21 protein-coding genes are annotated in these 24,687 nt (G+C 73.1%); 5 read left to right on the plus strand and 16 right to left on the minus strand.

Annotation, left to right across the window (positions count from 1 at the left end):
* Positions 1–234: 234 nt before the first annotated feature.
* Complete coding sequence (locus tag V1634_RS23940; RefSeq protein WP_331210137.1) at positions 235–501, plus strand: DUF6458 family protein; 267 nt, start codon at positions 235–237, stop codon at positions 499–501.
* Between the two features lie 24 nt (positions 502–525).
* Here the strand turns inward: V1634_RS23940 and trhA are convergent, their stop codons facing one another.
* From trhA to V1634_RS23970, 6 genes are all read right to left on the minus strand, one after another.
* Complete coding sequence (gene trhA, locus V1634_RS23945; protein WP_331210138.1) at positions 526–1,203, minus strand: PAQR family membrane homeostasis protein TrhA; 678 nt, start codon at positions 1,201–1,203, stop codon at positions 526–528.
* Between the two features lie 76 nt (positions 1,204–1,279).
* A complete protein-coding gene (locus V1634_RS23950; RefSeq protein WP_331210139.1) occupies positions 1,280–3,118 on the minus strand; it encodes an NHL domain-containing thioredoxin family protein in 1,839 nt (612 codons plus the stop codon).
* A 156-nt stretch (positions 3,119–3,274) separates the two neighbouring features.
* Entirely contained in the window at positions 3,275–3,628 is a 354-nt protein-coding gene (locus V1634_RS23955) for a hypothetical protein (protein WP_331210140.1), read from the minus strand.
* A 221-nt stretch (positions 3,629–3,849) separates the two neighbouring features.
* Positions 3,850–4,635 (minus strand): class I SAM-dependent methyltransferase, encoded by a 786-nt coding sequence (locus V1634_RS23960; RefSeq protein ID WP_331210141.1) that lies wholly within the window; start codon positions 4,633–4,635, stop codon positions 3,850–3,852.
* An 18-nt stretch (positions 4,636–4,653) separates the two neighbouring features.
* Positions 4,654–5,445 (minus strand): ABC transporter permease, encoded by a 792-nt coding sequence (locus V1634_RS23965; RefSeq protein WP_331210142.1) that lies wholly within the window; start codon positions 5,443–5,445, stop codon positions 4,654–4,656.
* A gap of 11 nt (positions 5,446–5,456) precedes the next feature.
* Complete coding sequence (locus V1634_RS23970; RefSeq protein ID WP_331210143.1) at positions 5,457–6,482, minus strand: ABC transporter substrate-binding protein; 1,026 nt, start codon at positions 6,480–6,482, stop codon at positions 5,457–5,459.
* A 343-nt stretch (positions 6,483–6,825) separates the two neighbouring features.
* On the opposite strand from V1634_RS23970, the gene V1634_RS23975 reads away from it, so the two are divergent.
* Entirely contained in the window at positions 6,826–7,020 is a 195-nt protein-coding gene (locus tag V1634_RS23975) for a winged helix-turn-helix domain-containing protein (RefSeq protein WP_234359154.1), read from the plus strand.
* A 102-nt stretch (positions 7,021–7,122) separates the two neighbouring features.
* Here the strand turns inward: V1634_RS23975 and V1634_RS23980 are convergent, their stop codons facing one another.
* From V1634_RS23980 to pdhA, 5 genes are all read right to left on the minus strand, one after another.
* Positions 7,123–10,044 carry a hypothetical protein gene (locus V1634_RS23980; protein WP_331210144.1) on the minus strand — a complete coding sequence of 974 codons (2,922 nt, stop codon included), beginning with the start codon at positions 10,042–10,044 and terminating at the stop codon, positions 7,123–7,125.
* A gap of 360 nt (positions 10,045–10,404) precedes the next feature.
* Positions 10,405–10,542 (minus strand): hypothetical protein, encoded by a 138-nt coding sequence (locus V1634_RS23985; RefSeq protein WP_203867450.1) that lies wholly within the window; start codon positions 10,540–10,542, stop codon positions 10,405–10,407.
* Between the two features lie 237 nt (positions 10,543–10,779).
* On the minus strand, positions 10,780–12,225 hold the full coding sequence (locus V1634_RS23990; protein ID WP_331210272.1) for a dihydrolipoamide acetyltransferase family protein: 1,446 nt from the start codon (positions 12,223–12,225) through the stop codon (positions 10,780–10,782).
* Between the two features lie 5 nt (positions 12,226–12,230).
* Positions 12,231–13,220: an alpha-ketoacid dehydrogenase subunit beta gene (locus V1634_RS23995; protein ID WP_331210145.1), complete on the minus strand. Its 990-nt coding sequence runs from the start codon at positions 13,218–13,220 to the stop codon at positions 12,231–12,233.
* A complete protein-coding gene (gene pdhA, locus V1634_RS24000; RefSeq protein WP_331210146.1) occupies positions 13,220–14,401 on the minus strand; it encodes a pyruvate dehydrogenase (acetyl-transferring) E1 component subunit alpha in 1,182 nt (393 codons plus the stop codon). Before pdhA ends, V1634_RS23995 begins: the two co-directional genes overlap by 1 nt.
* Positions 14,402–14,885: 484 nt before the next feature.
* Between pdhA and V1634_RS24005 the strand changes: the two genes are divergently transcribed.
* Positions 14,886–15,698, plus strand: a complete 813-nt coding sequence (locus tag V1634_RS24005; RefSeq protein WP_331210147.1) for a hypothetical protein — start codon at positions 14,886–14,888, stop codon at positions 15,696–15,698.
* Between the two features lie 30 nt (positions 15,699–15,728).
* Here the strand turns inward: V1634_RS24005 and V1634_RS24010 are convergent, their stop codons facing one another.
* Entirely contained in the window at positions 15,729–16,424 is a 696-nt protein-coding gene (locus V1634_RS24010; RefSeq protein ID WP_331210148.1) for an NUDIX hydrolase, read from the minus strand.
* Positions 16,425–16,814: 390 nt separating this feature from the next.
* On the opposite strand from V1634_RS24010, the gene V1634_RS24015 reads away from it, so the two are divergent.
* Complete coding sequence (locus V1634_RS24015; protein WP_331210149.1) at positions 16,815–18,347, plus strand: M28 family metallopeptidase; 1,533 nt, start codon at positions 16,815–16,817, stop codon at positions 18,345–18,347.
* Positions 18,348–18,502: 155 nt separating this feature from the next.
* Positions 18,503–19,117, plus strand: coding sequence for a Uma2 family endonuclease (locus tag V1634_RS24020; RefSeq protein WP_331210150.1), 615 nt, complete (start codon positions 18,503–18,505; stop codon positions 19,115–19,117).
* Between the two features lie 7 nt (positions 19,118–19,124).
* On the opposite strand, the gene V1634_RS24025 is transcribed toward V1634_RS24020, so the two are convergent.
* Genes V1634_RS24025 through V1634_RS24040 form a run of 4 tightly spaced genes read right to left on the minus strand, consistent with a single transcriptional unit; the run spans position 19,125 to position 24,546 of the window.
* Positions 19,125–20,354: a hypothetical protein gene (locus V1634_RS24025; protein WP_331210151.1), complete on the minus strand. Its 1,230-nt coding sequence runs from the start codon at positions 20,352–20,354 to the stop codon at positions 19,125–19,127.
* Positions 20,355–20,363: 9 nt separating this feature from the next.
* Complete coding sequence (locus V1634_RS24030) at positions 20,364–20,915, minus strand: hypothetical protein (protein WP_331210152.1); 552 nt, start codon at positions 20,913–20,915, stop codon at positions 20,364–20,366.
* Entirely contained in the window at positions 20,912–22,630 is a 1,719-nt protein-coding gene (locus V1634_RS24035; protein ID WP_331210153.1) for a GTPase, read from the minus strand. The genes V1634_RS24030 and V1634_RS24035 overlap by 4 nt, the downstream gene beginning before the upstream one ends.
* A complete protein-coding gene (locus V1634_RS24040; protein WP_407951839.1) occupies positions 22,627–24,546 on the minus strand; it encodes an ABC transporter in 1,920 nt (639 codons plus the stop codon). The genes V1634_RS24035 and V1634_RS24040 overlap by 4 nt, the downstream gene beginning before the upstream one ends.
* Positions 24,547–24,687 lie beyond the last annotated feature (141 nt).

Below are 24,687 nucleotides of genomic sequence, written 5' to 3' on the forward strand. Positions count from 1 at the left end.
GTCTGCGTCACGTTGGTCTCCCTGGTCGCCTGGTGTCTGCGTCCCGTCGGTCCGGTCCCGGCCGGCGGCGCCCCGTCCGGTCCGGCCGCCGTCCTGCCGGTTCGGCACCGACAGGGACCCGGTTACCAGCTTGCCGGATTCGGATTTGAAACGCCTGGGTATGTCGATGGATGCCGCGACCGTAGCGGGGACCGGCGCGACCGGTACCAGTCGACAGCCTAGGAGGGCGACCCAATGGGCATCGGTGGAAGCATTTTTCTCATTGCTCTCGGCGCGATCCTCGCCTTCGCGGTGAACGTCGAGACGGGCTGGCTCAACCTGCACGTCGTCGGCTGGGTGCTGATGCTCGCCGGCCTGGCCGGGCTGGCGATGACCAGCTACCTCTGGCGCAACCGTCGCCGTACCGTCGTCACGCCGGTGGCCGACCCGCGGGTGCCGGGGCGCGAGGAGCAGATCGTCGAGGAGTACCACGAGGTGCGGCGTCCCGGTCGCCCGCTCTGACCCGGCACGACCGACCTGGGACGGTCAGGCGAACAGGGCGAAGTAGATCGCGATGTGGTGGCAGATCGCCGCGACCAGCGTGCAGGCGTGGAAGATTTCGTGGTGGCCGAAGACCGTGGGCCAGGGATTGGGACGGCGCAGCGCGTAGCAGACGGCGCCGACGCTGTAGGAGGCGCCGCCGGCGACCAGCAGGGCTAGTACGGTGACACCGCCCCGGTCCAGGATGTCCGGCAGGACCGCCACGGCCACCCAGCCCAGGGCCAGATACAGCGGCGCGGAGACCCAGCGGGGCGCGTGCGGCCAGACGAGTTTCATCGCCACTCCGGCGACCGCACCGCCCCAGACGATCAGCAGCAGTACCGCCGCGCTCTGCGCCGAGAGGACCAGCAGGCAGAACGGGGTGTAGGTACCGGCGATGAACACGAAGATCATCGAGTGGTCGAGCCGGCGCATCACCCGGTAGCCGCGTTCGGACCAGACCCGCCGGTGGTAGAGCGCGCTGGTGCCGAAGAGTCCGCAGACCGTCACGCTGTAGACGAGGCAGCTCACCAGGGGCGTCCAGCCCGGCCGGGTGGCGGCGATCGCGCAGAGCACGACGCCGGCCACCACCGCGACGAAGAAGGCGTACGCGTGCAGCCAGCCTCGCATCCGCGGCTTGCCCAGGTCGACGGGTCGCAGCCGGATCGGGGCCGAAGTACTCACCTCATCAGGTTACGGCACCGTAGGTTACTCAATGGTAGTTACCGGCCAGTGGTTCCGGTCACGTCCCAGGACCCGGTCAGCTGTCCAGCCCGCGCAGCACCAGCGGCAGCCGGTGCACGCCGTCCGGGGTGATGCGTACCGGCACCCCCCAGTCCTGGCGGCTCAGGTGACAGGCGGCGTGCTCGGCCTCGGCGTCGCAGGTGGCGGCCTGCGCGACGACCTGGAGCACCCCGGAGTCGACCTGGTCGTTCAGCACCAACCGGCGGGACAGCTCCGTGCTCACCCCGGCGCCGTCGAGCAGCAGTTCGGGCGGGGAGGCGGAAACCTCCAGCCGGGTGGAGGGGCCGAAGGACTCGTCCAGCTTCTGCCCGGGCGGCGGCTCGAAGATGACGTCCAGGGTCAGCTCACCGGCGGCGAGATCGGTGGGCGGGCGCTCCGCACGGTGCCGGCTCCCGGCGACCGTACTCGCCCCGGCGGCGGAGAGGGCGCCCGGCGCCAGGCGGCTGAGCCGGTGCCCGGCCGACTCGACCACCAGCACCCCGCCGTCCCCGGTCAGCACCACGTCGCTCGGCTCGGCCAGCCCGGAGGCGACCGTCGACACGGTCCCGGTCGCCGGGTCGAACCGCCGTACCGCGCCGTTGTAGGTGTCGGCCACCAGCACGGAGCCGTCCGGCAGCGCGCCGACACCCAGCGGATGCTGCAACAGCGCCTGCTCCGCCGGGCCGTCGACGTGGCCGAAGTCGAAGAGCCCCTGCCCGACGGCGGTGTGCAGCACCGCGTCGGTGACGAACCGCAGCGCGCTGGTCTCGCTGTCGGCGATCCACAGCCGACGGCCGTCGGCGGAGGTCGAGAGCCCCGACGGCTGGGCCATCCAGACGTCCGGCAGCGGCCCGTCCCGCAACGCCTCGACGGTGGTACCGGCGTAGACGCCGACGGTCCGCCTGATCGGGTCGAACCACCAGAGCTGGTGGATGCCGGCCATCGCCACGATCACCCGGTCGTCGTACCAGGCCAGGTCCCAGGGGGAGGAGAGGTCGGCGGCGAGCGCGTCGTGCGCGTGGTCGTCCACGGTCGAGCGCCACTGCCGGCCGGAACCGGCCACCGTGGTCACCTCGCCGGTCGCCAGCCGTACGCCCCGGAGCAGGTGGTTCACGGTGTCCGCGACCACGATGTCGTAACCGGCCACCTCGGCGGCGTGCTCGGGCAGCCGGCACACGCCCTGCGGCTCGGCGAACCGGGCCACCTCGGCGGGGCCGTCCGTCCGGCCCCGCTCCCCGGAGCCGATCCGGCGCAGCACCGTCTCGCCGTCCGGGGCCAGTTCCAGCAGCGAGTGCCGGGCCGAGTCCGAGACCAGCAGGTTCCCGCCGGCCAACTCGATCGCCTTGCCGGGAAACCGCAGCGTGGTCTCCGGCTCGGCCGGCGGCACGTACGGGCCCTCGCCCCGGTGCAGCGTGCCCTTCGCCTCGTGCGTGGCGATCAACTCGTCGAGCAGTCGGGACAGCCCCTCGGCGTGGCCCTCACCGGCCATCGTGGCGACGACGTACCCCTCCGGGTCGACCACGTTCAGCGTCGGCCACGCCCTCGCGGCGTACTGCTGCCAGACCGCCATCTCGGCGTCGTCGAGTACCGGATGGGCGACGCCGTACCGCTCGACGGCGGCGGCCAGCGCCTCCGGGTCGCGCTCGTGCTCGAACTTCGGCGAGTGCACCCCGATCACCACCAGGGCGTCGCCGTACTTCTCCTCCAGCGGGCGCAGCTCGTCCAGCACGTGCAGGCAGTTGATGCAGCAGAAGGTCCAGAAGTCCAGGATGACTATCTTGCCGCGAAGGTCGTGCAGGGTCAGATCCGCTCCACCGGTGTTGAGCCACCGGCGGCCCCTCAGTTCGGGCGCACGTACGCGGGGCGAAGTAGCCATACGGGCAACCCTGCCATGCCGCTGCCGGCGCCGCCTCCGGGCCCCGGGCATTGTGGTACGCCGAACCCGCCGCGCTGTACGCCGAACCCGCCGCGCCGCCGTCCCCGGCCGGCCGGGCCGGACCGCAGCGCCGGCCGACACCGAACGGGCCGGCGGCTACGGCGACGAGTTGACCCGTGGCCGTGCCCCGGCGGCCGGTACGGTGGCGCCGGCCCGGCGGAGCATGTCGGCCAGCGCCTCCACCAGCGCACCGCCCTGCTCGACCGTGATGTGGAAGACCTGCCGGTCCTCGAAGTCGGTCCGGGCGAAGCGGATGAAGGGTCGCGGCCGGGGGTCGTCGACGTACTGCACGAGTTGGGCCGTGATCTCGACCGCCTGCCGGTCGTCCTGCGGATTGCAGTCGTACCACCGGCTGGCGTGGGTCGGCGGCGAGGCGTCGGGGTGGAGGCCGCGAAAGCTCGCGGTGCATTCGCCCGGGTCACACCAGCCCGGATGGGAATCGGCGCTCATCGGCGGCTCCTTGCGAACTGTCGGCATCTCGGATCCGTAAGTGCGGTAACCGGTAGCGAATGTCACGCTGGGTGACTCAGTGGTGCCTCCGGCAGGACCGGATAGACCCTATCCAATATGTGTTACACCATTCGGTCAGGTGTCTGGCAGATTGCCGGTAGTCGGTGCGGTCGACAGCGGCGGCACTTCTGCGCCGATTCCGGTCCTGTTTCGGTACCTGCTCAGCGCGGCCGCCGGCCGACGGTGGACAACGCGAGATTGCCCTTGACCCTCAGTTCCGGTACGAGGAGCAGTTCCCGGAAGGCGTCCAGGTCGGCGGCTGACATGCCCGCGTCGATCAGCTTCTGCCGGATCGCACCGGCAGTGCCCCACGGCAGCAGGCATCCGTGGCTGCCGCCGGCCCAGGTCCCGCTGTACCCGACGGTGTCGCACTCCGTCAGACCCAGCTCGAGCATGGCGCCGTGCACCCGGCGGCTCCACTTCGCGCGGTTCCCGGCGTCCTGCAACGCGGCCTGGAAGGCGTCGTGATAGGCGCCGAAGAGCCGGTCGGCCTCATCGGGGTCCGGCGCGGCGAGCACACTGGAACGCCAGGTCGCCTCGAATTCCTCGACGACCAGGACACCCTGCGGGTTGAGCGCGTCGACGAGTTTCCCGAGCACGTCGATCCGCTGCGGCAGGTGTCCGAGCAGCAGCCGGACGTGGATGAGGTCGAACATCCCGGGCAGCGGATCGGTGACGACGTTGTGCTCGCGCAGGTCGACCCGAGGGTCCCGCTGGCAGGGACGCAGGTCGACGTCGGTGGCGATCACCTCCCCGCGCGGGGCCAGCCCGGCGATCGTCCGGGCGATGCCGCTCGCGCCCACCGCCACCACCAGGCACCGGCCGTCCTCGGATATCCCCGCCTCGCGGAGCCGTCGCTCGCTGAACGGGTCGTACATCCCCGCCAGTGCCCGGAGCATGACGTCGTTGTCCGTTTCCGCGTCCCGGAAGATGTAGGTGGTCGACACAGGTTCTCCTCGTGGGTGTCAGGCGGTGGTGTGCCGGATCCAGGGGGCGAGCGCCCGCAGGGTGGCGGTGAGGGCGTAGAAGAGGTTGATGCTCATCGCCGCGAGTACGACGATCGCCGCCCAGGCCAGGGCCGCGTTGGTGCCGGCGTTCTGGACGACGACGCCGAGCCCTTCGGTCGCCCCGAAGAGTTCGGCGACGGTCGCGCCGATGAGTGCCAGCGGTAGGGCGATCCGGAGGCCGCCGAAGATGTGCGGGAGCGCGGCGGGCACCCGGAACTTCCGGAAGGTGGTCCAGCGCGAGGCGTTCAGGGATCTGGCCAGCTCCACGAACTCCGCGGACGTGGCGCTGAGCCCGGTACTGGTGGCCAGGGCGATGGGGAAGAAACACATCAGCCAGACCAGCACCACCTTCGGTCCCGCCCCGAAACCGCCGATCGTGATGAGCAGCGGGGCGAAGACCGGCTTGGGTGTGCTGCTGATGGTCAACAGCATCGGGTACAGCGCCCGTTCGAGCCGGCGTGATGCCGCGAGGACGGTACCGAGCAGCACGGCGGAGGCGATCGCGAGGGCGAATCCCGCCATCGCCTCGCCGAGCGTGACGGCCGCGTTCCGCAGCAGGTAGCCCGGTTCGTCCAGGATCGCCGCAGCCACCGCCGGCGGCCCGGGCACGATGTACGGCGCGACGTCCAGGGCGACGACCGCCGCCCACCAGGCGGCGACGAACCCGGCGATGCCCACCAGCGGCGTCCCGACGGTGGAGAGCGCGCCCCGCCACTGGGGCGGACGCGCGGAGCCTGCGCGGCGTGGCATGCCGACGGGGCCTACCCGACCAGGTCGGGCGCGATGATGTCGCCGGGGGTGAGCCCCACGGGGATCGTCCCGGCGGCCTGGAGAATCGCGATGTTCTTGGCCATCCGCGCCTCGTTGAAGTGGCCGAGCGGGCCGTCCGAGATGCCCTCGACGTATGCCCGCAGGGCCTTGACCTCGGCGACCGCCGCCGCGGGTGGCTGCCCCTGCGTCTCCTTCTCCGAGGCGTAGATCTGACCGGCCTCCTCGGGGTGGTTGATCGCGTACTCCAGCCCGCGCAGCAGCGCCCGGTTGAAGCGACGGACCAGATCCGGCTTGTTCCGGGCGGTCTCCGTGGTGACGCCGATGGCGGAGCCGTGCAGGTCGCCGATGTAGTCCGTGAAGGGCAGGGTGACCAGATCCTGCTTCGCCACCGTCCGGACCGATTCCACCGCCGGGACGAACTGGCTGATCGCGTCGACCCTCTTCTGGGCGAGCATCGCCGCGTGCTGGGTCGCGATCGGGTTGCTCACCCACTTGACCTTGGAAGAGTCGAAGCCCGCCAGCCGCGCGTAGGTGCTGAAGAGGAGGTAGTTGATCCCGCCGGGAAGGTAGGAGAGCGTCCTGCCGGCTAGGTCGCGCGGGGTGGCGATCCCGCTGGACTTGAGCGCGACGAAGCACGCCAGGTTCCGCTGGTGCAGTACGGACGTCAGCCTGAAGTCCTTGATGCCGCCGTTACGGGTGAACTCGATCATCGCGCCGTTCACGTCCACCGTCGCGAAGGTGGCCTGACCGCCGGCCAGGGTCTGCAGGTTGCTCGTGGTGCCCTTGCCCGGCAGCACCTGCACCTCCAGCCCGACCTCGCTGAACCAGCCCTTCGACCGGGCCACGAAGATCGGCGCCTCGCGGCCCTGGAAGCCCGCCCCGCTCAGGATCGAGACCTTCTCCACCTCCGGCTGCGCGCCACCGCTGCCCTCGCCGTCGTCGCAGGCCGTCATCGCCGCGGTGGCGCTAACCGCCGCACCGGCCAGCAGGCGGCGGCGGGTCAGTACGAGCGTCATCTGATCTCCTCACACTTGTGAAGCTTGGTAAGCCAAGTTGGTGGTCGGGATCCTCCGGCGGAGGGCGCCCCGCTGCGGCTGGGCACGGTGCGACGCGGGCCGTGGTCGGGCGGTTGTCGTCCCACGACGAAGGAGCGGTGTGGACGGACTCGGAGGGGCCGCCTGCCGTGGAGATCACCCGACCTGCCCAGCCAACTTAGATTGCCAGGTAAGACAAGTCAACGTCGATGCCTGGGCCTGCTTGTGTTGCCAGGTCGGTCATGGTCCGATCTTGGTTGACTACCCAGGGGGACCTCATATGCCTGCACCTGCCTCGCCGGCCGAGCCGGTGTACCGCCGCGTCATGCGGGACGTGGAAGCCAAGATCGCCAGCGGCGAGCTTGGACCGGGCGACCAGTTACCGTCGATCAGCCAGCTCAGCGAGCAGTACAGGTGCTCGGCGCCGACCATCAAGCAGGCGTTGGCGCGGCTACAGGAGCGGGGCGTGCTCCAGGGACATCAGGGCCGGGGCGTGTACGTGACGCCCGCCCCCGACTGACACCGCAGCCCCGCCCCGCCCGACCCCGACCGGCCAGGAGACGGCCAGCGCCCCGCCTCGGAGACCCGGGCGGGGCGCTGGTTCGGCTCAGCCGGCTGGCTGCTATCCGCCGGCGGGAGCCGCCGCCGGTTGCAGGCAGAGCACTTCCTTGCGATCCGGTACGACGATCGTCTGCGGGGTGTCCGCCGGGCACTCGTTCTTGTCGGTCACCTTCGAGGCGACCTTGAACACGCCCTGCTCGGCGCAGTCCGCGATCACCGGCGTGCCGCCGGAGTCCTTGACGCAGGCGCCCACCGCCGGGTTGAACGGCGGTGCCGCGTCCTCGCCGCCGAACTTGCCGAGCAGCCAGAGCGTGCCGAGCGGGATCGCCAGCAGCAGTACCGCCGCGACCAGGACCAGGAACAGCACCTTGCCGTTGCGCACCTGTGGCGTCGGCGGCTCGGTCTTGGTCTCCGACTCCGCCGGTTCCGGCTTGAACGAGTCGAACCGTCCCGGCCCGGCGTCGTCGGAGCCGCCCCAGCCCGGGCCGGCGGACGCGGGTGAGCCGTACTGCGGCGCGCCGCCGGGCGGTGCCCCGTACGTCCCCGGTCCCGCCCCGGGCGCTCCGTACGTCGTCGGCCCCGCGCCCGTCGGGCCGGGCCGAGCGAATCCGGGCCCGTCCCCGTCCGGCGGCGGGCCGAAGCCCGGCCCTCCGGGCGGTGGCCCGAAGCCGGGCTGTCCAGGCGGCCCGCCGAACCGGTCGGTGCCGGGCGGGGCGGACGCGCCGAACTGGCCGGCGCCAGCCTGGCCAGCGCCGCCCGGGCCGGGGCCGCCGAAGCGGTCCCCGTCGAAGGGTGCGGGTCCACCGAACTGGCCGCCGGCCGGGCCGGCGCCGAACCGGTCCGGCTCGCCCTGCCCGGGCCCGCCGAACCGGTCCCCGTCGAACGGGGCGGGTCCGCCGAAGCGGTTCTGTTCAGCCTGTCCGGGCCTGCCGAAACCGTCCTGTTCCGCCGGGCCGGGGCCGCCGAAGCGATCTCCGTCGAACGGCGCCGGCCCGTTCGGACCGGGACCGTCCACGCCGACCCCGCCCGGACCCTGGCCGGGCATGCCGCCGGGTCCGATCAGATCGGCGAAGGGTGCGGAGTTGGACGGGCGGCTCGGCGTGTCGGTCTGCGGTGCCCGGGCGCCGGGAACAGCCACCCGGGTCGCCGGAGGCTCGTCGGAAAAGCCGTCACCGTACTCGCCCGGCCCAGGCTGGGCCGGTGGCGCACCGTAGACCGTCGGCCCGGCCCGGCGCGCGTCCGCGCCACCCGGCCGGTCGCCGTCCCAGCCACCGCCGGGCGCGCCGCCCGGCCGGTCGCCGTCCCAACCGGCCGGGCCGGCGGGCGATCCTGGTCGGGGGTCGTCCCAACTGCCCGGTCCGTGCGCCGGACCCGGCTGCTGGTCGGGCTCGTCCGCGCCGGCCGGGCGGCCGTACACCCTGGGCTTCGGCGCCGGTACCGACGCCGCGGCGGCAAGGTCGGCCGGCGGCAGTACCCGGCTCGCCGCCGGTACGGCGGCACTTCCGGCGACGGCGCGGCCGGCGGCCCGGTCGGGTGCGGCCGCCGACTCCGACGCCCCCGGCGCACCGGGTACGGAGACCCGGCCGGCGACCGCAGAATCGGTCGGAACCCTCGGCTGCGGTACGACCGGCGCGGCGCCGGAGCCGGGTGCGGGCGACTGCGGTGCCGCCTCGGAGATCCCGGGCGCCCAGCCACCCTGTTCCCGGGCCGGCGAGCCGTACTCGCCGGCCGGCTGGCGGCTGCCTGCCGGCGGATAGTCGGCCGGTGGTGCCGCCGCCAGGCTGGCCCCGGGGATCCGGGTCTCCTGCGGCGGCAGCGGTACGGCGTTGCCGGGCGAGATCCCCGGCGCCGGGCCCGGCTGGTACGCCGGCCCGTCCGACTCCCGCCGCTCGAACTCGGGTCCACGCCGCTCGAATTCCGGTGCACGCCCGTCGAACTCGGGCTCGCGCCGCTCGAACTCGGGCTCGCGCCGCTCGAACTCCGGTTCCCGGCGGTCGAACTCGGGTTCCCGGCGCTCGAATTCCGGCTCGCGCCGCTCGAACTCCGGCCGGGACGGCTCGAACGGGCCGGGCCTGCCCTCGCCGGGTCCCGCTGACCAGGTGGGCGCCTGGGGTGCCCAGGCGGACGCCTGTGGACCGCCGTGCGGCGGCTCCGGCTCGCCCGGCTGGGAACGGTCGGCGGGGCGCTGTGGATAGTCGCTCGGCGGCCCGGCGGAGTCCGGGCGCGACCCGGCATCCGGGCGGCCTGACGCCGCGCCCCAGGCCTCGGCCGCCGGCCAGGGCTCAGCCTCGGGAATGGCCGGGCGGTTGACCGGCGGATAGCTCGGCGGCTCAGCGGGCTGGGCGGGGCCGGCTGGCGTGGCTGACGGGTAGGCCGGGCTGCCCGGTGCCGCCGGCGGGTAGGCCGGAGCAGCGTACTGCTGGCCGGGGTGGCCGGGAGCGCCGCCGGGCGGGTCGGGGTAGCCGGACGGTCCGGCGGGCGGGCCGGGCTGGTCGGGGAAGCCCTGCGGGCCGGCGGACGCGCCGGACCCGGGCGGATATCCCGGGGGGCCGCTCGACGGCTCGGCGGGCTGGCCGGCACCGGTCCAGCGCGGTGGGCCGGACTGGTTGGGCGGGCCTCCCCACTCCGGCGGGAAGCCCGGCCCTTCCGACGGTGCACCGGCGGACTCGGGCGGCGGGCCCCACGGGCCGTCCGGCCGGGGGCCGGCCGGGCCCGGGTCTTCGCCCGGAGCTGCCCAGCCGGCCGGGCCGGGGTGCCCGGGGGGCCCACCGGGTGACTCGTTCCAGGCCACCGGCGCACTGGTCCGGCCCGCCGACGGCGGCGGGGCCCAGCCGAAATCGGCCGGTGGCGTACCAACGGAACCCTGGGGCGGGAACCGGTCGTCGTGGTGTGGTGCGGGGTTGCCGTACGGGGCTGGGCCTGCGGCGCCCGGCGCAGCCTCGTCCGGCCACCGGCCGGGGTGCTGCGGATCCTCGGACGTCATGCGCGCGCCTCCTCCATCACATGTCGGCCGCGCCGGTCTCGCGCGCCGGTCGCCAGCCAGGTTGCCGACGACTCCGGCGCGACACCGGGCTGGGCAAGCTCCCCGCACGGTAACCGGTACAGGCCGGCGCCGCGCGGGCAGCGCGGGTCGCCGGGCCCGGTCGTCCAGGGCGAGCCGAACTGACATCCCGTTCGGTGCACGTCCTACCGGCCGGTCGGGCGACGACCGAGCCTCACCGTACCGGGCGCTGTCGTGGCGGCGGTACTCCGGTGGGGTGCGGGTGCAAACACCGACGGCCCACCCGGAGCGCTCCGGGTGGGCCGTCGGTGTGGTGCGGAGGAGGTGAGGAGTCTGTCGAGGTCAGCCGTAGTAGCGCTGCGCGGCGATCAGGATCTCGTCACGGACAGCCGGCGAACTGGTCGCCCGCAGTGCCCGCTCGATGGCCCGCGCCCGACGCGCGCTGTCCCGGCGGTTACGAAGTCGGTTGAGCATGCTCATGGTGTTGCGCCCCCTGTGGCTATTCGGTTGTCTTCCCGTCTGATGTGTCCATTGAACCTCGCGAGCAGAGCTTCTGCCACCGATTATTAGGTGAGCTGGGACACCAGCCTAAGAATCTAAAGCCTGGCGGTCATCTGAGCGATGATTCTTCGTAACCATATGGATACGGCCGGTGTGCCCGGGGGTAACCCGGGACACACCGGCCGCTTCCTGCGAGGTGTTCGTCCTTACTGGAGATCAGGTCCAGCCGAGCAACGCCGCCTCCGGGTCGGCCAGGAAGTCGCCGACGTCACGCAGGAACTTCGAACCCAACTCGCCGTCGATGATCCGGTGGTCGAAGGAGAGTCCGAGGGTGGTGACCTGCCGCACCCTGATCTTGCCCTTGTGTACCCAGGGCATCTCCCGGACCGCTCCGAAGGCCAGGATCGCCGACTCGCCGGGCGGCAGGATCGGGGTACCGGTGTCGACGCCGAAGACGCCGACGTTGGTGATGGTCAGCGTGCCGCCGGTCATGTCCGCCGGAGCCGTCTTCCCCGCCTTGGCGGTCTGCACCAGCGCCGTCATCGCGTCCGCCAGCTCCCGCAGGGTGAGCCGGCCGGCGTCCTTGATGTTCGGCACGATCAGGCCGCGCTCGGTCGCCGCCGCGATGCCCAGGTTGACGTACTCCTTGACGACGATCTCCTCGCCGGCCCAGGTCGAGTTGACCATCGGGTGCCGGCCGACCGCCAGCAGCACGGCCTTGGCGACCAGCAGCAGCGGGGAGACCCGGACGTCCTGCCACTCCCGGCGCTTGCGCAGCCGGTCGAGCGCCTTCATCGAACGGGTCACGTCGACCGTCAGGAACTCGGTGACATGCGGCGCGCTGAACGCCGAGGCCACCATGTTCTGCGCGGTCAGCTTCCGCACGCCCTTGACCGGGATCCGCTGCTCCCGGTCCGGCCCGAAGGCCGGCGCCGTCGCGGCACCGGTCGTCGGCGGCTCGGCCGCCGTCGTCGCACCCGCCGCCGCCAGGTGTACGTCGTCCCGGGTGATCGAGCCGAGCGGTCCCGACCCGGTCAGGGTACGCAGGTCGACCCCGAGATCCTTGGCGAGCTTGCGCACCGGCGGCTTCGCCAGCACCAGTCCGCCCGAAACGGCGGTCCCGCCGGTTGCGGGTGCCGGGGCGGCAGCGGCCGGACGCACCGGCTCGGGAGCCGGAGCCGCGACCGGAGCCGGTGCCGGTGCTGGCACCGGAACACCGTTCGTGGCCGGTACCCCGGCACCCTTGCGCGGACGGCGCTTCGCGGCACCGGTGCGCGGGCCGTACCCGACCAGCACCGCCGTCCGGCCACCCGGAGCGGGCCCGCCGATCAGGCCGGGCTCGACGGCGCCCTCGGCGGGCGCGATCTCGACGGCGGCCAGCGACGCCGCCGACGGCTCCGGCAGGTCACCGGCGCCCGGGTCGGTGTCCACGGCGAAGATCGGCGAGCCGACGTCGACCACCGTGCCCTCGTCGTAGAAGATCGCGGTGATCTTCCCGGCCCACTTCGCCGGGATCTCCACGGCCGCCTTCGCCGTCTCGACCTCGACCACCGGCTGGTTCAGCTCGACGGTGTCGCCGACTCCGACCAGCCACTTGAGGATCTCGCCCTCGGTCAGCCCCTCGCCGAGGTCCGGCAGGGGAAACTCCCGTACCCGCGACATCCCGCTCACCACCCGAAGGTGCGGTCGACGCCGTCGAGCACCCGGTCGAGGTTGGGCAGGTAGTCCTCCTCCAGCCGGGCGGCCGGGTAGGGCGTGTCGAAGCCGGTCACCCGCAGCACCGGGGCCTCCAGGGAGTAGAAGCACTCCTCGGTGATCCGGGCCGCGATCTCGGAACCGAGCCCGAGGTTGCCGGGGGCCTCGTGCACCACCACGCACCGCCCGGTGCGCTTCACCGACTCGTAGGCCGGGCCGAGGTCCAGCGGCGAGAGGGTACGCAGGTCGATGACCTCCAGGTCCCGGCCGTCCTCCTCGGCGGCGCTGGCCGCCTCCATCGCGGTACGCACCATCGGCCCGTACGCCAGCAGCGTGGCGTCCCGGCCCGGCCGGACCACCCGGGCGGCGTGCAGCGGGTACGCGTCCCCGAGCGGGGCGTCCAGGTCCACCTGGCCCTTCTCGTGGTAGCGCCGCTTCGGCTCGAAGAAGACGATCGGGTCGTCCGAGGCGACCGCCTGCTGGATCATCGTGTACGCGTCCTGCGGCGACGAGCAGGCCACCACCTTGAGCCCGGCGGTGTGCGCGAAGTACGCCTCCGGGGACTCCGAGTGGTGCTCGACCGCGCCGATGCCGCCGCCGAACGGGATCCGGATGACCATCGGCACCCTGACCTTGCCCTGCGAGCGGTAGTGCATCTTCGCCACCTGCGACACGATCTGGTCGTACGCCGGGTAGACGAAGCCGTCGAACTGGATCTCGCAGATCGGCCGGTACCCCCGGATGGAGAGCCCGACCGCGGTGCCGATGATGCCGGACTCGGCGAGCGGGGTGTCGATCACCCGGTTCTCGCCGAAGTCCTTCTGCAGGCCGTCGGTGATCCGGAAGACGCCGCCGAGCTTGCCGACGTCCTCGCCCATGATCACGACCTTGGGGTCCTGCTCCAGTGCGCGGCGCAGGCCGCGGTTGATCGCCTTGCCCAGGGTGAGGGTTTCGGTGGCCATCAGTGCACGCTCCCCTCGAACGAGTCCAGGTAACGGGCGGTGAACTCGCGCTGCGCGTCGATCTCCGGCGAGCCGTTCGGGAAGACGTGGTCGAAGAGGGTCAGTGGCTCGGGATCGGGCATCTCCAGCACCCGTTCCCGCAGTCGCAGCGCCTCCTGCTTGGCCTGCTCCTCCACCTCGGCCAGGAACGCGTCGTCCGCGATGCCCTGCTTGGTGAGGAACGCCTTGACCCGGGCGATCGGGTCCTTGGCCTGCCACGCCTCGACCTCGCTGGCGATCCGGTAGCGCGTCGGGTCGTCCGTGGTGGTGTGCGCGCCCATCCGGTAGGTGTACGCCTCGATCAGGGTGGGGCCCTGACCGTGCCGCGCGTTGTCCAGCGCCGCCCGGGTCACCGCGTACGTGGCCAGCACGTCGTTGCCGTCCACCCGTACGCCCGGGAAGCCGAAGCCGGCGGCCCGCTGGTAGAGCGGGATCCGGGTCTGCCGTTCCAGGGGCTCGGAGATGGCGTACTGGTTGTTCTGGCAGAAGAAGACGACCGGGGCGTTGAAGACGGCCGACCAGATGAAGGCCTCGTTCACGTCGCCCTGCGCGGAGGCGCCGTCGCCGAAGTAGGCGATCACCGCCTCGCCGTCGTCGCCGCCGGTCCGGCCGTCCATGTTCACGCCCATGGCGTAGCCGGTGGCGTGCAGGGTCTGCGCCCCGATGACGATGGTGTACATGTTGAACTTGAACTCGTTGGGGTCCCAGCCGCCCAGGTCGACGCCGCGGAACAGGCCCAGCGGCATGATCGGGTCGATGCCCCGGCAGTAGAGCACGCCGTGCTCCCGATAGGTCGGGAAGGCCATGTCCTGCGGTCGCAGCGCCCGACCCGAGCCCACCTGCGCCGCCTCCTGGCCGAGCAGGCTGGCCCAGATGCCCAGCTCGCCCTGCCGCTGCAACGCGGTCGCCTCGGCGTCCAGCCGGCGGACCAGCACCAGGTCCCGGTAGAGGCCGCGGTATTCCTCGTCGGTGAAGTCGACGCTGTATTCCGTGCCGTCCGACCAGGTCACCTTGTCGATCCGGTCGCCCTCGGGCGTGAGTAGTTGCACCAGGTCAGTGCCTGGGGATTTCCCGCCAGACCGTGCGGACCGGGGTGTGGCTCGCCTGCCGCGGGCCGTACCCGCGGGATCGCCCTTCGCCATCCCTATCTCCCTGTCGTTCGTGCGTCGGCACCGGGGGTGTCCCGACCGCGCAGCTCGTGCGCCCGTCCGGCTGGTGCCGGACCGGGGGTGGCTGCCGCGCCTTTCCCCGGTAGGGGTAGCCACGCGGCGTGGACCAGATTCTGGCCGAGCCTGGTCCACCGAGCGCCGGCACCACGTCCTGCCTGCCGCGGGGGTGCGCGAAGGTCGCGGCCGCGTTGCCGTCGGCTCCATATTCGCAGAGCAGCTCGGTATCGCTACAGCTCGGCCTCCGTCGGATCCGGGCCGCCGCCGGCTTCGCACCACATCAACCGATTTGATCGGGTACGCACGTCGGCGCGATCGAAACTCGGCCGCTGACACGCTGTGTGACGCTGGCCAACGCACGGTTACTCCGCCACTGTAGGTAGCGGCGGCGTCACGGTCGCCGCGACCCGTCCCACCCGGCCGCCGCCTGGCCCGCGCCGCCGACGACGAGGAGTTTTCCGTGCCCAACCACGGTTACGAGCCACCGGCTCCCGTGCTGCTGGCCCGGCACCGCCGGTCCGGTGGCGCCCACGTCGGATATCGGAGGGTGACCGGGGTGCACCGGGCGGAGGGGCTCGCCGGCCCGGCCCGCCGGTACCTGTTCACGGTCGCGCTGCTGGCCGGAACCTCCTCCCTGCCGATCATGGCGGCGATCGGCAGCGGTTCGGCGACCGTCTCCGACGGGATGCGCCCGGCCGACGCCACCCCGTTCGTCCCGCCCCCGGCCGGCGCGCCGCCGGAGGTGGTGCCCCGGGAGCCGAGCGTGCCGCCGGTGGTGGAACCCGGGCCGGCCGGTACCGGCGCCAGATCCGAACGGACCGGCTGGCGGCCGTTCCTCGTCCCGCCCGGCGCCGTGCCCGACCGACCCGGCCCGTCGGGAAGCGAACCCGGCCGGTTGCCGCCGCCGGTCGACGTGCCGGGCGCGAACGAGCCGGGGATACCGGTGCCGCCGAGCGCCGGGCCGCCGATCCAGTCGCCCGCGCCCACCCCGCCGCCGCTGACGTCGCCCTCGCCCACCCCGTCACCGGACGCACCGACCGGGTCGCCGCCCGCCGCACCGACCTCGTCACCGTCCGGCACCGCGGTACCGGTGCCGACCGAGCCCGCCGGCTCGCCAGCGCCGACCGAGCCCGCGCCCGCGCCGGGCCCGACCGCCTCGGCCGGGCCGCCTCCCGCTCCGGTACCGAGCGCACCGCCGGCCACCGCCGCGCCGACCCCGGCGCCGACCCCCGTACCGGTACCCGGCAGTCCGCCCGCCGGGGCGGTCTCCTGAGCCCGGTACCGGGAGCGCCGGTTCGACCGCTCAGTTCCGGGTGACCGGCGGGCGGAGCATCGGCGGGTGCAGCAGTTCGGCCGGGCCGCGCCGGAAGAGCTGGGCGGGCCGTCCCCGGTCGCCCTCGGTGACCCGGCCGGCCGGCTCGACGAAACCGGGGGTACTGGTGACCTTGCGGTGGAAGTTGCGCGGGTCCAACCGGCTGTTCCAGACCGTCTCGTAGACGGTACGCAGCCGGGCGATGGTGAACTCCGGCGGGCAGAACGCGGTAGCCAGCGGGGTGTACTCCAGTTTGGCCCGGGCCCGTTCGAGCCCGTCGGCCAGGATGACGTCGTGGTCGAAGGCGAGTCGGGCGTCGGCGACCCGGGACACCGGGAGCCAGTCCGCCGCCGCCGCGTCGGTACCGGCCACCGGGGGCGGTAGGTCCGGCAGCAGTGCCAGGTACGCCACCGTGACCACCCGGCCCCGGGGGTCCCGTTTCGGCGACCCGTACGTGCCGAGCTGTTCGAGGTGGCCGATCGGCTCCGGAACTCCGGTCTCCTCGGTCAGTTCCCGGGCGGCGGCGTCCGGCAGGTCCTCGTCGAACCCGACGAATCCGCCGGGCAGCGCCCAGCGATCCTGGTACGGCGGCACGCCTCGGCGTACCAGCAGGATGCAGAGTTCGTCCGCCCGCACGGTGAGGACCACCAGGTCGACGGTCACGGCGAACGGCGGATATTCGGCCATCGGAATTATCACCACCTTGACGAGAAGCTACCACAGCGGTTATCGTCAGTAGGACGAGAAAGGATTCGGTCCCGCCACCACCGGCCGGACCGAACTACCGGGACAAGGTCGTCGACCGGCAACGACGGCCTTCGGCGGCGCCGGCCTCCGGGCCGGCGCCGCCGCACCGATCGGCTGGCGGGGGGCCAGCCCGGTCGCCGGTGGTGCCGGCGGGCCCGGCCTGCTCTCCCAGGTCGCGGCCTGCCGGCCATCGATGACCGATCATTCCCGGGTTCCGCACTACCGGCCGGTAAGCGCACTCGTGTGGACTATTCACCGGTCAGTGACGCGTGGCTATGCTGACCTCCCTCGATAAGACCGGTAACCCCGGTGACCCGACAGGGAGGCAGCGTGGGTCGCACCAGCAAACGGTGGAGCCGTGGCCTACTGGCCACCACGCTCGTGACAGCACTCGCGGTGGTGGCGGCACCAGCGCCGGCACAGGCCAGCTCCGGCCTGGGGAGCCTCGGCTCCTGGGTGCTGCGCAAGGCCGTCACGGCGAAGGGCGTACACAAGCACCTCAAGGAACTACAGAAGATAGCGGACCGGAACAACGGCAACCGCGCCTCGGGTGCACCCGGATACGACAGGTCGGTCGACTATGCGGAGAAGGTGTTCCGGAACGCCGGATACCGGGTCACCCGGCAGGCGTTCGACTTCCAGACCTTCCTGATCAACACTCCGTCCGAACTGGAACGGGTCTCGGCGCCCGCCGGAGACCTGCCACACAGGATCATGAGCTACTCGGGCAGCGCCGACGTGACCGCCCCGGCCAGCGTGCCGACCGGCGACTCCCAGGGCTGCGCACCGGGCGACTTCGGCCCGGCGAACGTCGGCACGATCGTCGTGATCAGCCGGGGCACCTGCCCGTTCGGGCAGAAGGCCAGGACGGCGGCGGCAGCCGGTGCGGCGGCGGTGGTCATCTACAACAACATCCCCGGTGACCTCTCCGGGACACTCGGCAACGACTACACCCTGGACTTCGCCGCCGTCGGCGTCTCGCAGGCGCTCGGCCAAGAACTGGTCGGCCAGGTCGCGGGCGGTCTCACCCTGCGGGTCTTCACCGACACCTTCCGGGGACAGGCCACCACCGAGAACATCTTCGCCGAGTCGCGCTGGGGCGACCCGGGCAACGTGGTGATGGCGGGCGCCCACCTCGACTCGGTACCGGAGGGTCCCGGCATCAACGACAACGGCAGCGGCAGCGCCGCGCTGCTGGAGATCGCCGAGCAGATGCGCTGGTTCCCGACGAAGAACAAGGTCCGGTTCGCGCTCTGGGGCGCCGAGGAGGCCAACCTGGTCGGCTCGACGTACTACATCGCCAACCTGCCGCAGGCGGAGCGGGACCGGATCGCCCTCTACCTGAACTTCGACATGGTCGGCTCGCCGAACTACGTCCGGTTCGTCTACGACGGCGACAACTCCGCCTTCCCGCCCGGCACCGGGTCGGCGGCCGGCCCGCCCGGCTCGGGAGCGATCGAGAAGCTCTTCCACGACTACTTCCGGTCGCAGCGGCTGGCCTCGGCCGAGACGCCGTTCTCCGGACGCAGTGACTACGGACCGTTCATCGCGGCCGGGGTGGACATCCCGTCCGGCGGCCTCTTCACCGGGGCCGAACTGGTCAAGACGGCCGAGGAGGCCCGGGTCTACGGCGGTACCGCCGGTCTCGCCTACGACCCCTGCTACCACCAGGCCTGCGACGACATCGACAACATCAGCCTGAAGGCGATCGACGAGATGTCCGACGCGATCGCGCACGCGCTCATCACGTACGCCTACGACACCCGCAGCCTCGGCACCCCGCCGACCGGCCCGGCCAGCGGCACCACCGCGCCGGCCGGTGGCGGCGGCGGCCTGCACGACGACCACGAGGTCGCGAGCTGATTCATCCGGTACGCGGACGACGGGGCGGCGCACTCGCGGCGCCCCGTCGCCGTTACGTGAAACTGTCGGTGCTCTGGAGTTACCGTGGCGCCCGTGAACGTCCCACCCGTAGCCTTGACCTCGTGGCTTCCCCGACCGATCCCGGAGGTTCTCCGATGAGTGCCGCCCCGATCGCCCTCGACCGGCCCGGCCCGCACGGCTACACCACGGCAGACCTGCACGCTCTGCCCGATGACGGCCGGCGCTACGAGCTGATTGACGGGAGCATCATCGTGTCCCCCTCGGCCACGATCGACCACAACACCATCGCCCGGTGGATCGCCAACATCCTGGAGGACTCGTGTCCCTCTGACGACTACGCGGTCGGCACCGACCAGTCGACCACGGTCGACCCGCACAACGAGCCGCGGCCGGACGTGGTGGTGACCCGGGCGGAGCACCTGCGGCGTACGCCGTTCCCGATCACCGACGCGCTGCTGGTGGTCGAGGTGGTGTCGCCGACCTCGGCGCTGCGGGACACCGAGACCAAGCGGGCGCTCTACGCCCGGGCCGGGGTCCCGGCGTACTGGATAGTGGTGCCGGAGGAGGAGAAGCCGACCATCTCCCTCGCCGAACTGGTGCTCGACCCCGGCAGCCGGAAATACCGCTACGTCACCCACTACACCACCGAGCCGTTCGCGACCGGGCACCCGTGGCCGCTCCGGGTGGACCTGCCCGCGCTGACCGCCCGCCGCGCGAAGCTGCTGCGCCAGCCCGGCGGGGAGGACTGAGCGGTGGCTACGCCGGGTCGTCGTCGAGGCGCTGCCGGTTCGCCTCGATCCAGGCGTCCAGCGCCGCCGGGTCGTTCGGGTCGACGCCGTCGGCGATGAGCTGGGCCACCGCCGCCGTCGCCGGGCTGCGCCGCTCCCCAGTCGTGTAGAGCCGGACGAACTCCGGCACCATCTCCTCGACCGAGGTGTCGGTCTGGGCCGCCGCCTCGGCCGGCAGTCCGCGCAGCCGGGCGGCGTACGCGGCCCAACTCCGGACCACCCGGGGCAGCATCGCCGCGTCGTCCATGTCGAGTACCGCCCGCCGGTGCACCCAGTCGAGCAGGAAGAGGCCGGCCACCGCCGGACTCCAGCGCAGCGGGTCCGGGTCGGAGAAGCTCGCCGAGTGGTCGAGGATCAGGCTGAGGCAGAAGTGCAGCGAGGCGAGGTCGGCCTCGGGCACCTCGGGCAACCCGAACCGGCCGGCCTCGGGCGAGGCGAGGAAGGCCCGGACCAGCCGGTCCCGCTCCGCCGCGGAGAGCGGCTCCGGCTCGGTGGTGAGGTCAGCGGTCGACGCCGCCCGGGGCAGCAGCGCCAGCCGGGCGCCGACCAGGGTCCGGTCGGTGGCCAGCGAGCCCTCGTCGGGCAGGTCTCCCAGCTCGTCGGTGATGTCCAGGTGCCGGGCCACCTCGTCGCGCAGCCGGGCTGGATCCTCCTCGCGGAACCAGGTCAGCGCGTCGTCGGCACACATCTCCCGGACCTGTCCGAGGATCCGCTCCGCCGGGCCGCCGACGAAGACGTCCTTGGTGATCCCGATGTTGTGGTCGACCAGGGCCACCACGGCGTGTTCCGGGCCGCCCGAGGTGGTGTCGTCGTAGGCGAAGGTGGCGAGGTAGGAGGTCTGGTCGCCGTACACGTCGCCGTAGGCGTAGCTGCCGGTCAGGCGTACCTTGCCGAGCTGGCCGGACCAGGACGGGGCCTGGGTTCCCGGCTTGACCGAGGCGGCACCGGCGGCGTCCGGCACCAGGGCCGCGAAGACGGTCCGGATCGTGGTCGCGGCGGCGGTACGCCGACGGGAGGTCGCCGAGAGGAAGTCGCCGACGAAGTCACGGACGGCGTTGTTGCGGTCTTCCTCCGCGATCGCGTAGACGCTGCCCAGCAGGGCGGTGCCGAGCATCTCGGCGTCGAGCGCGCAGTCGAGCTTGGTCACGTCGCGGGCGGCATGCAGCACGGCTTCAAAGGGGGTCCGAGGCGAGGCCATGGACCGACCCTACGCCCGTCCGCGCCGGTCCAGCATCAGCAGCGCGCCGGGACCGAGCACGCCGAGCAACAGCGTGCCCCGGCTGGCGAGAAGATCGGCACTGCTCAGCGTGCCGACCTGCACCAGGTGGAAGACCAGGTGCACCGTACTGAAGATCAGCACCCCGGTCAGCACCACGGCGGTGACCCGCCGGTCGTCGAACCAGGCGGCGGCCAGCAACATCACGCCGAGGGTCAGGAACGCCGCCCCGACATCGGTCATCAGGTGCGAGTTGTACGGCGGGTAGCCGGCCGTCCAGGCCAGGCCGAAGCCGGGGAAGGTGTCGAAGAACCAGCGCGGGGTCAGCACGGCCGGCACCCCCCAGCAGACGTGGAGTACGCCGAACAGCGCCAGCCCGCCCCGGACCAGGACCGGCCGCCACCTGCCGACGACCGCCGACGCGCCGCCGTTCGCCGAGCCGCCGCCGTTCGCCGAGCCGCCGCCGTTCGCCGAGCCGCCGCCGTTCGTCGAGACGCTGCCGTTCGTCGAGACGCTGCCGTTCTTCGGGGCGCTGTCGGTCATCGCCGACGCGCCGACGCGACGCCCAGCGCGGACCGCGCCTCGGCGTACGCCCGCAGCACCTCGCGGACCGGGGCCACCACGTACCCCCGGGCGGCCTCGGCCACCGCGTCGTGCATCCGCCCCTCGGCCCGCCACCGGGCCCGCCGGGCCGCCCACCTGATCACCGGCTTGACCAGCAGTGAGAGCAGCGCACCGCAGAGCAGGCCGCCGAGCAGCGCGACGGTGGGCAGCGGCACCGTACCGACCATCGGGTAGTCCAGTTCCGGCAGCCCGAGGGCGCGTACCGCGTAGCCGAGGAGCAGCCAACCCAGGCCGATGGCGGCGGCGACGGTCACCAGCCACTGCACGGCGTTGACCAGCCGCCACCAGACCGGCCGGCGGTCCATCCCGAGGTCGGTGGTGGCGACGGCCCGGTCGAGCGCGTCGGGCAGGTCGGCCAGCCGGGACCGGGCCGCCGCGGTCACCGCCGCCGGCCAGGGGCCGGGCAGGGTCGCGCCGGCCCGGTCGGCGACCGCCCGGACGGCCAGCCCGACCGCGGAACGCTGCGCCGCGGTCGGCTCGGGTACCGAGGTCGCGGCCACCGGCGGGCGGTCGAGGCCGAGCAGCCCACCCGGCTCGGGTACCCGTTCCGGCTCGGCGGGTGTCTCGGTCAGGTGCAGCCGGCGGAGCGGGTCGGGGCGGAGCCGGCGCAGCCCCCGGGCCAGCGGCCAGCCGGTCGCGGCCACCGCCCGGTGCCGGTACGCCTGCTCGGTCGCCTCGGCCACCGCCGGTACGCCGGCCGCGCCGGCCAGCGCGTCGATCAGCCGGCGGATCGTCGGCCGGTCCACGTCCTCGTCGGCGCGTCCGGAGTCGACCAGCTCGGCGAGCCCTTCGACGACCGTGTCGACGTCGCCGGAGAGCCGGCGCAGCGCGGCCTGCCGCTGCGCGACCGCCTGCTCCAGGACGGCCCGCAGGGGTGCCGTACCGGCGTCGGTCAGCGCCGAGGTGGCGAGCACCGGCACCCCGTCGAGTTGGTCGGCGTCGACCAGCCGGCGCAGGTCGGCCTGGACCCGGGGCAGTTCGTCCGGCGCCAGCCGGTCGGCCTGGTTGAGCACCACCACGGTGACGTCCCGGTGCCGGTGGAACTCGCGCAGGTAGCTGCGGTGCAGCACCTTGTCGGCGTACTTCTGCGGGTCGACGACCCAGACGACCAGGTCCACCAGGCCGAGCAGCCGGTCCACCTCGGAGCGGTGCGACCACTCCACCGAGTCGAAGTCGGGCAGGTCGAGCAGGACCAGGCCGTGCAGCGCCGCCTCGTCCGCCCCGTCCAGCGCGCTTTCCCGGACGAACCGGTGCCGGGGCAGTACGCCGACCCAGTCGAGCAGCCGGGTCGCGTCGTCCAGCGGCCCCCAGACGCAGGCGTGGGTGACTCCGGTGGTGGGCCGGCGCACCCCGACCGGCGACATCTCGAACCGGGCCAGCGAGTTGAACAGGCTGGACTTGCCGCTGCCGGTGGCACCGGCGAGCGCCACCACGGTGTGGTTCAGCGAGAGCGCCAGCCGGGTGCCGGCCCGCTCGATCAGAGTGTGCGCCGCGACCAGCCGTTCGTCGGGCAGGTGGCCGTCGACGGCGCCGAGGAACCGGTTGACGGCGTGCAGGCGTTCGACCAACCGGTCCGGGTCGGCCCGCTGGTCAGGGCGGAACGCGTCCCGGACCCTGCCCAGGATGTCGGTCATCGGGCCGCCTCCGCTCCGGCTGTCTCGCCCACGCCGCCCCGCGCGGCGTCGACCAGCCGGGCCGCCTCGCGGAGCTGGTCGCCGTGCGCGGCGTCGACACCGGCCGCCGCGGTGCGGGCCAGGTAGCGGGCCGCCTCCTCGTCGAACAGTCGGTCGACCATACCGAGCAGGTCGGCCCGGGCCCGGGTGGCCAGGGTACGGATGGCCTGGTCGCCGAAGATCGCTTCCAGTACCTTCTGCGCGGCGACGGTGGTGCCGCCGGCCGCCGCGACCTCCAGACCGGTCGGGATGAACGCGGTGGAGGCGAAGACCGCGATCATCACCGCCAGGCCGGTGGCGTTCACCGCGTACGCCGCGCTGCGGGCGACGAACCGCTTGTCACCGCCCTGGGCGCGGACGAGTTCCAGCACACCGCGCTGCCAGTCCCGGACCAGCCGCTCGGCCCGTTCCGGCAGGTCCTCGGCGGGCCGGGACAGCTCGGGGGTCAGCAGTGCCGCGCCGGCCGGATGGGTCTGCCAGGCGGCGGCGGTCTGTTCGGCGGCGGTGGCGGCCGCCTCGCGCAGCAGCGTGACGAGCTGCGACTCGATCGCACTGCGGAGCTGGGCGTTCGGGGCGGGTCGGCCGGTCAGCGCGGCGACGACCCGGTCGCGGAGCTGGCCGACCCGGGCCTCCAGGGTGCGGAAGAGTTCGCCGGTGCCGACGAACTCCTGCCAGCGGGCCAGCACCTCGCCCCGGAGCAGGCGGCCGTCCCGGAGGGCCTCCTCAACGGAGCGGCGGGCACCCCGATAGCCGCTGCGGACCCGTTCGTCCAGCGCCTGTGCGGCGTTCGCCTGCCCGTCGGCGGCGGTGGCCAGGCTCTCGACGGCCGGGACCAGTGCGGCGACGGCGCCGTGCAGGGTCTGCCGGATCACCGCCGCCCGGGCATCCGAGTCGGCGGCGAGCCGGGCGAACCAGGAGCGCAGCGGCTCGGTCAGCCGTCCGGGCAGCAGCCCCTGCCCGTCGACCACCGTCTCGGGGAGTACGAAGAGGGGTGCGGCGCCGAGCTGGTGTTCGGCCAGCATCTCGGCCAGGTGCGCGGCCACCTCGTCGGTGGCGGCCGGCGGCACCCGGTCGAGGACCAGCGCGATCGCGGTGCCGCGCAGCCGCGCGGTGTGCAGCAGTTCCCAGGGCACCGCGTCGGCGTACCGGGCGGCGGTGGTGACGAAGAGCCACAGGTCGGCGGCGGCGAGCAGTTGGGCCGCGAGTATCCGGTTGGCGTCCACCACCGAGTCGATGTCGGGGGCGTCCAGGAAGGCCAGCCCGGCGGGGAGGGCCGGCGCGGTGACCAGGTGCAGGGTGTCCGGCTGGTCCCCGGGGGTGGTGGTCCGGGTCAGTCCGGGCAGCAGGTCGCCCTGTCGGAACCACGCCGAGTCGAGCGGGCTGCACACCAGCACCGGCGAGCGGGTGGTCGGCCGGAGCACCCCGACGCTGCTGACCCGGGCCTGGACCAGGCTGTTGACCAGGGTCGACTTGCCGGCGCCGGTGGAGCCGCCGACGACCACCAGCAGCGGCGCGTCGAGCCGGGCGAGTCTGGGCAGCAGGTAGTCGGCGAGCTGGGCGCGCAACGTCGAGCCGAGCTGTCGGGCCTCGTCCGCCCCGGGCAGCGCCAGTGGATAGGCGGTGACGTCGATCGCGGCCCGCAGCCGGGTGAGCGCCCAGCGCAGGTCCGACCCGTCCCCGGCCGGGGAGTCTTCCGCAGGGGCGGTGCCGGGCGGCACGGTGGCGGTCGGCAGCTGGTCGGTCGGGGCGGCCGGGTCGTCGGCCGGTGGGTGCCGGGGGGTGCTTTGGGCCGGCTCGCGATCCGCGTCGGCGATGGGGGTTTCCGGGCCGACCAGGGGCGTGCCGAGGCCGGTGGCCGGTTCGCCGTGGGTCGTCACGGGGTAAAGACTGCCCGATCCCTGCAACACAGACAACAGGCACGGTTGCTCGCGGATCAGCGCCGGGTCGGCCGCCGGTTTCCTCGCCGGGTGTCCGGATCGCCGCGACCACTGTCGATGCCCCGGTCGGTGGAGGGATTC

The sequence above is a fragment of the Plantactinospora veratri genome (genome assembly GCF_036421995.1).
GTDB lineage: Bacteria > Actinomycetota > Actinomycetes > Mycobacteriales > Micromonosporaceae > Plantactinospora > Plantactinospora veratri.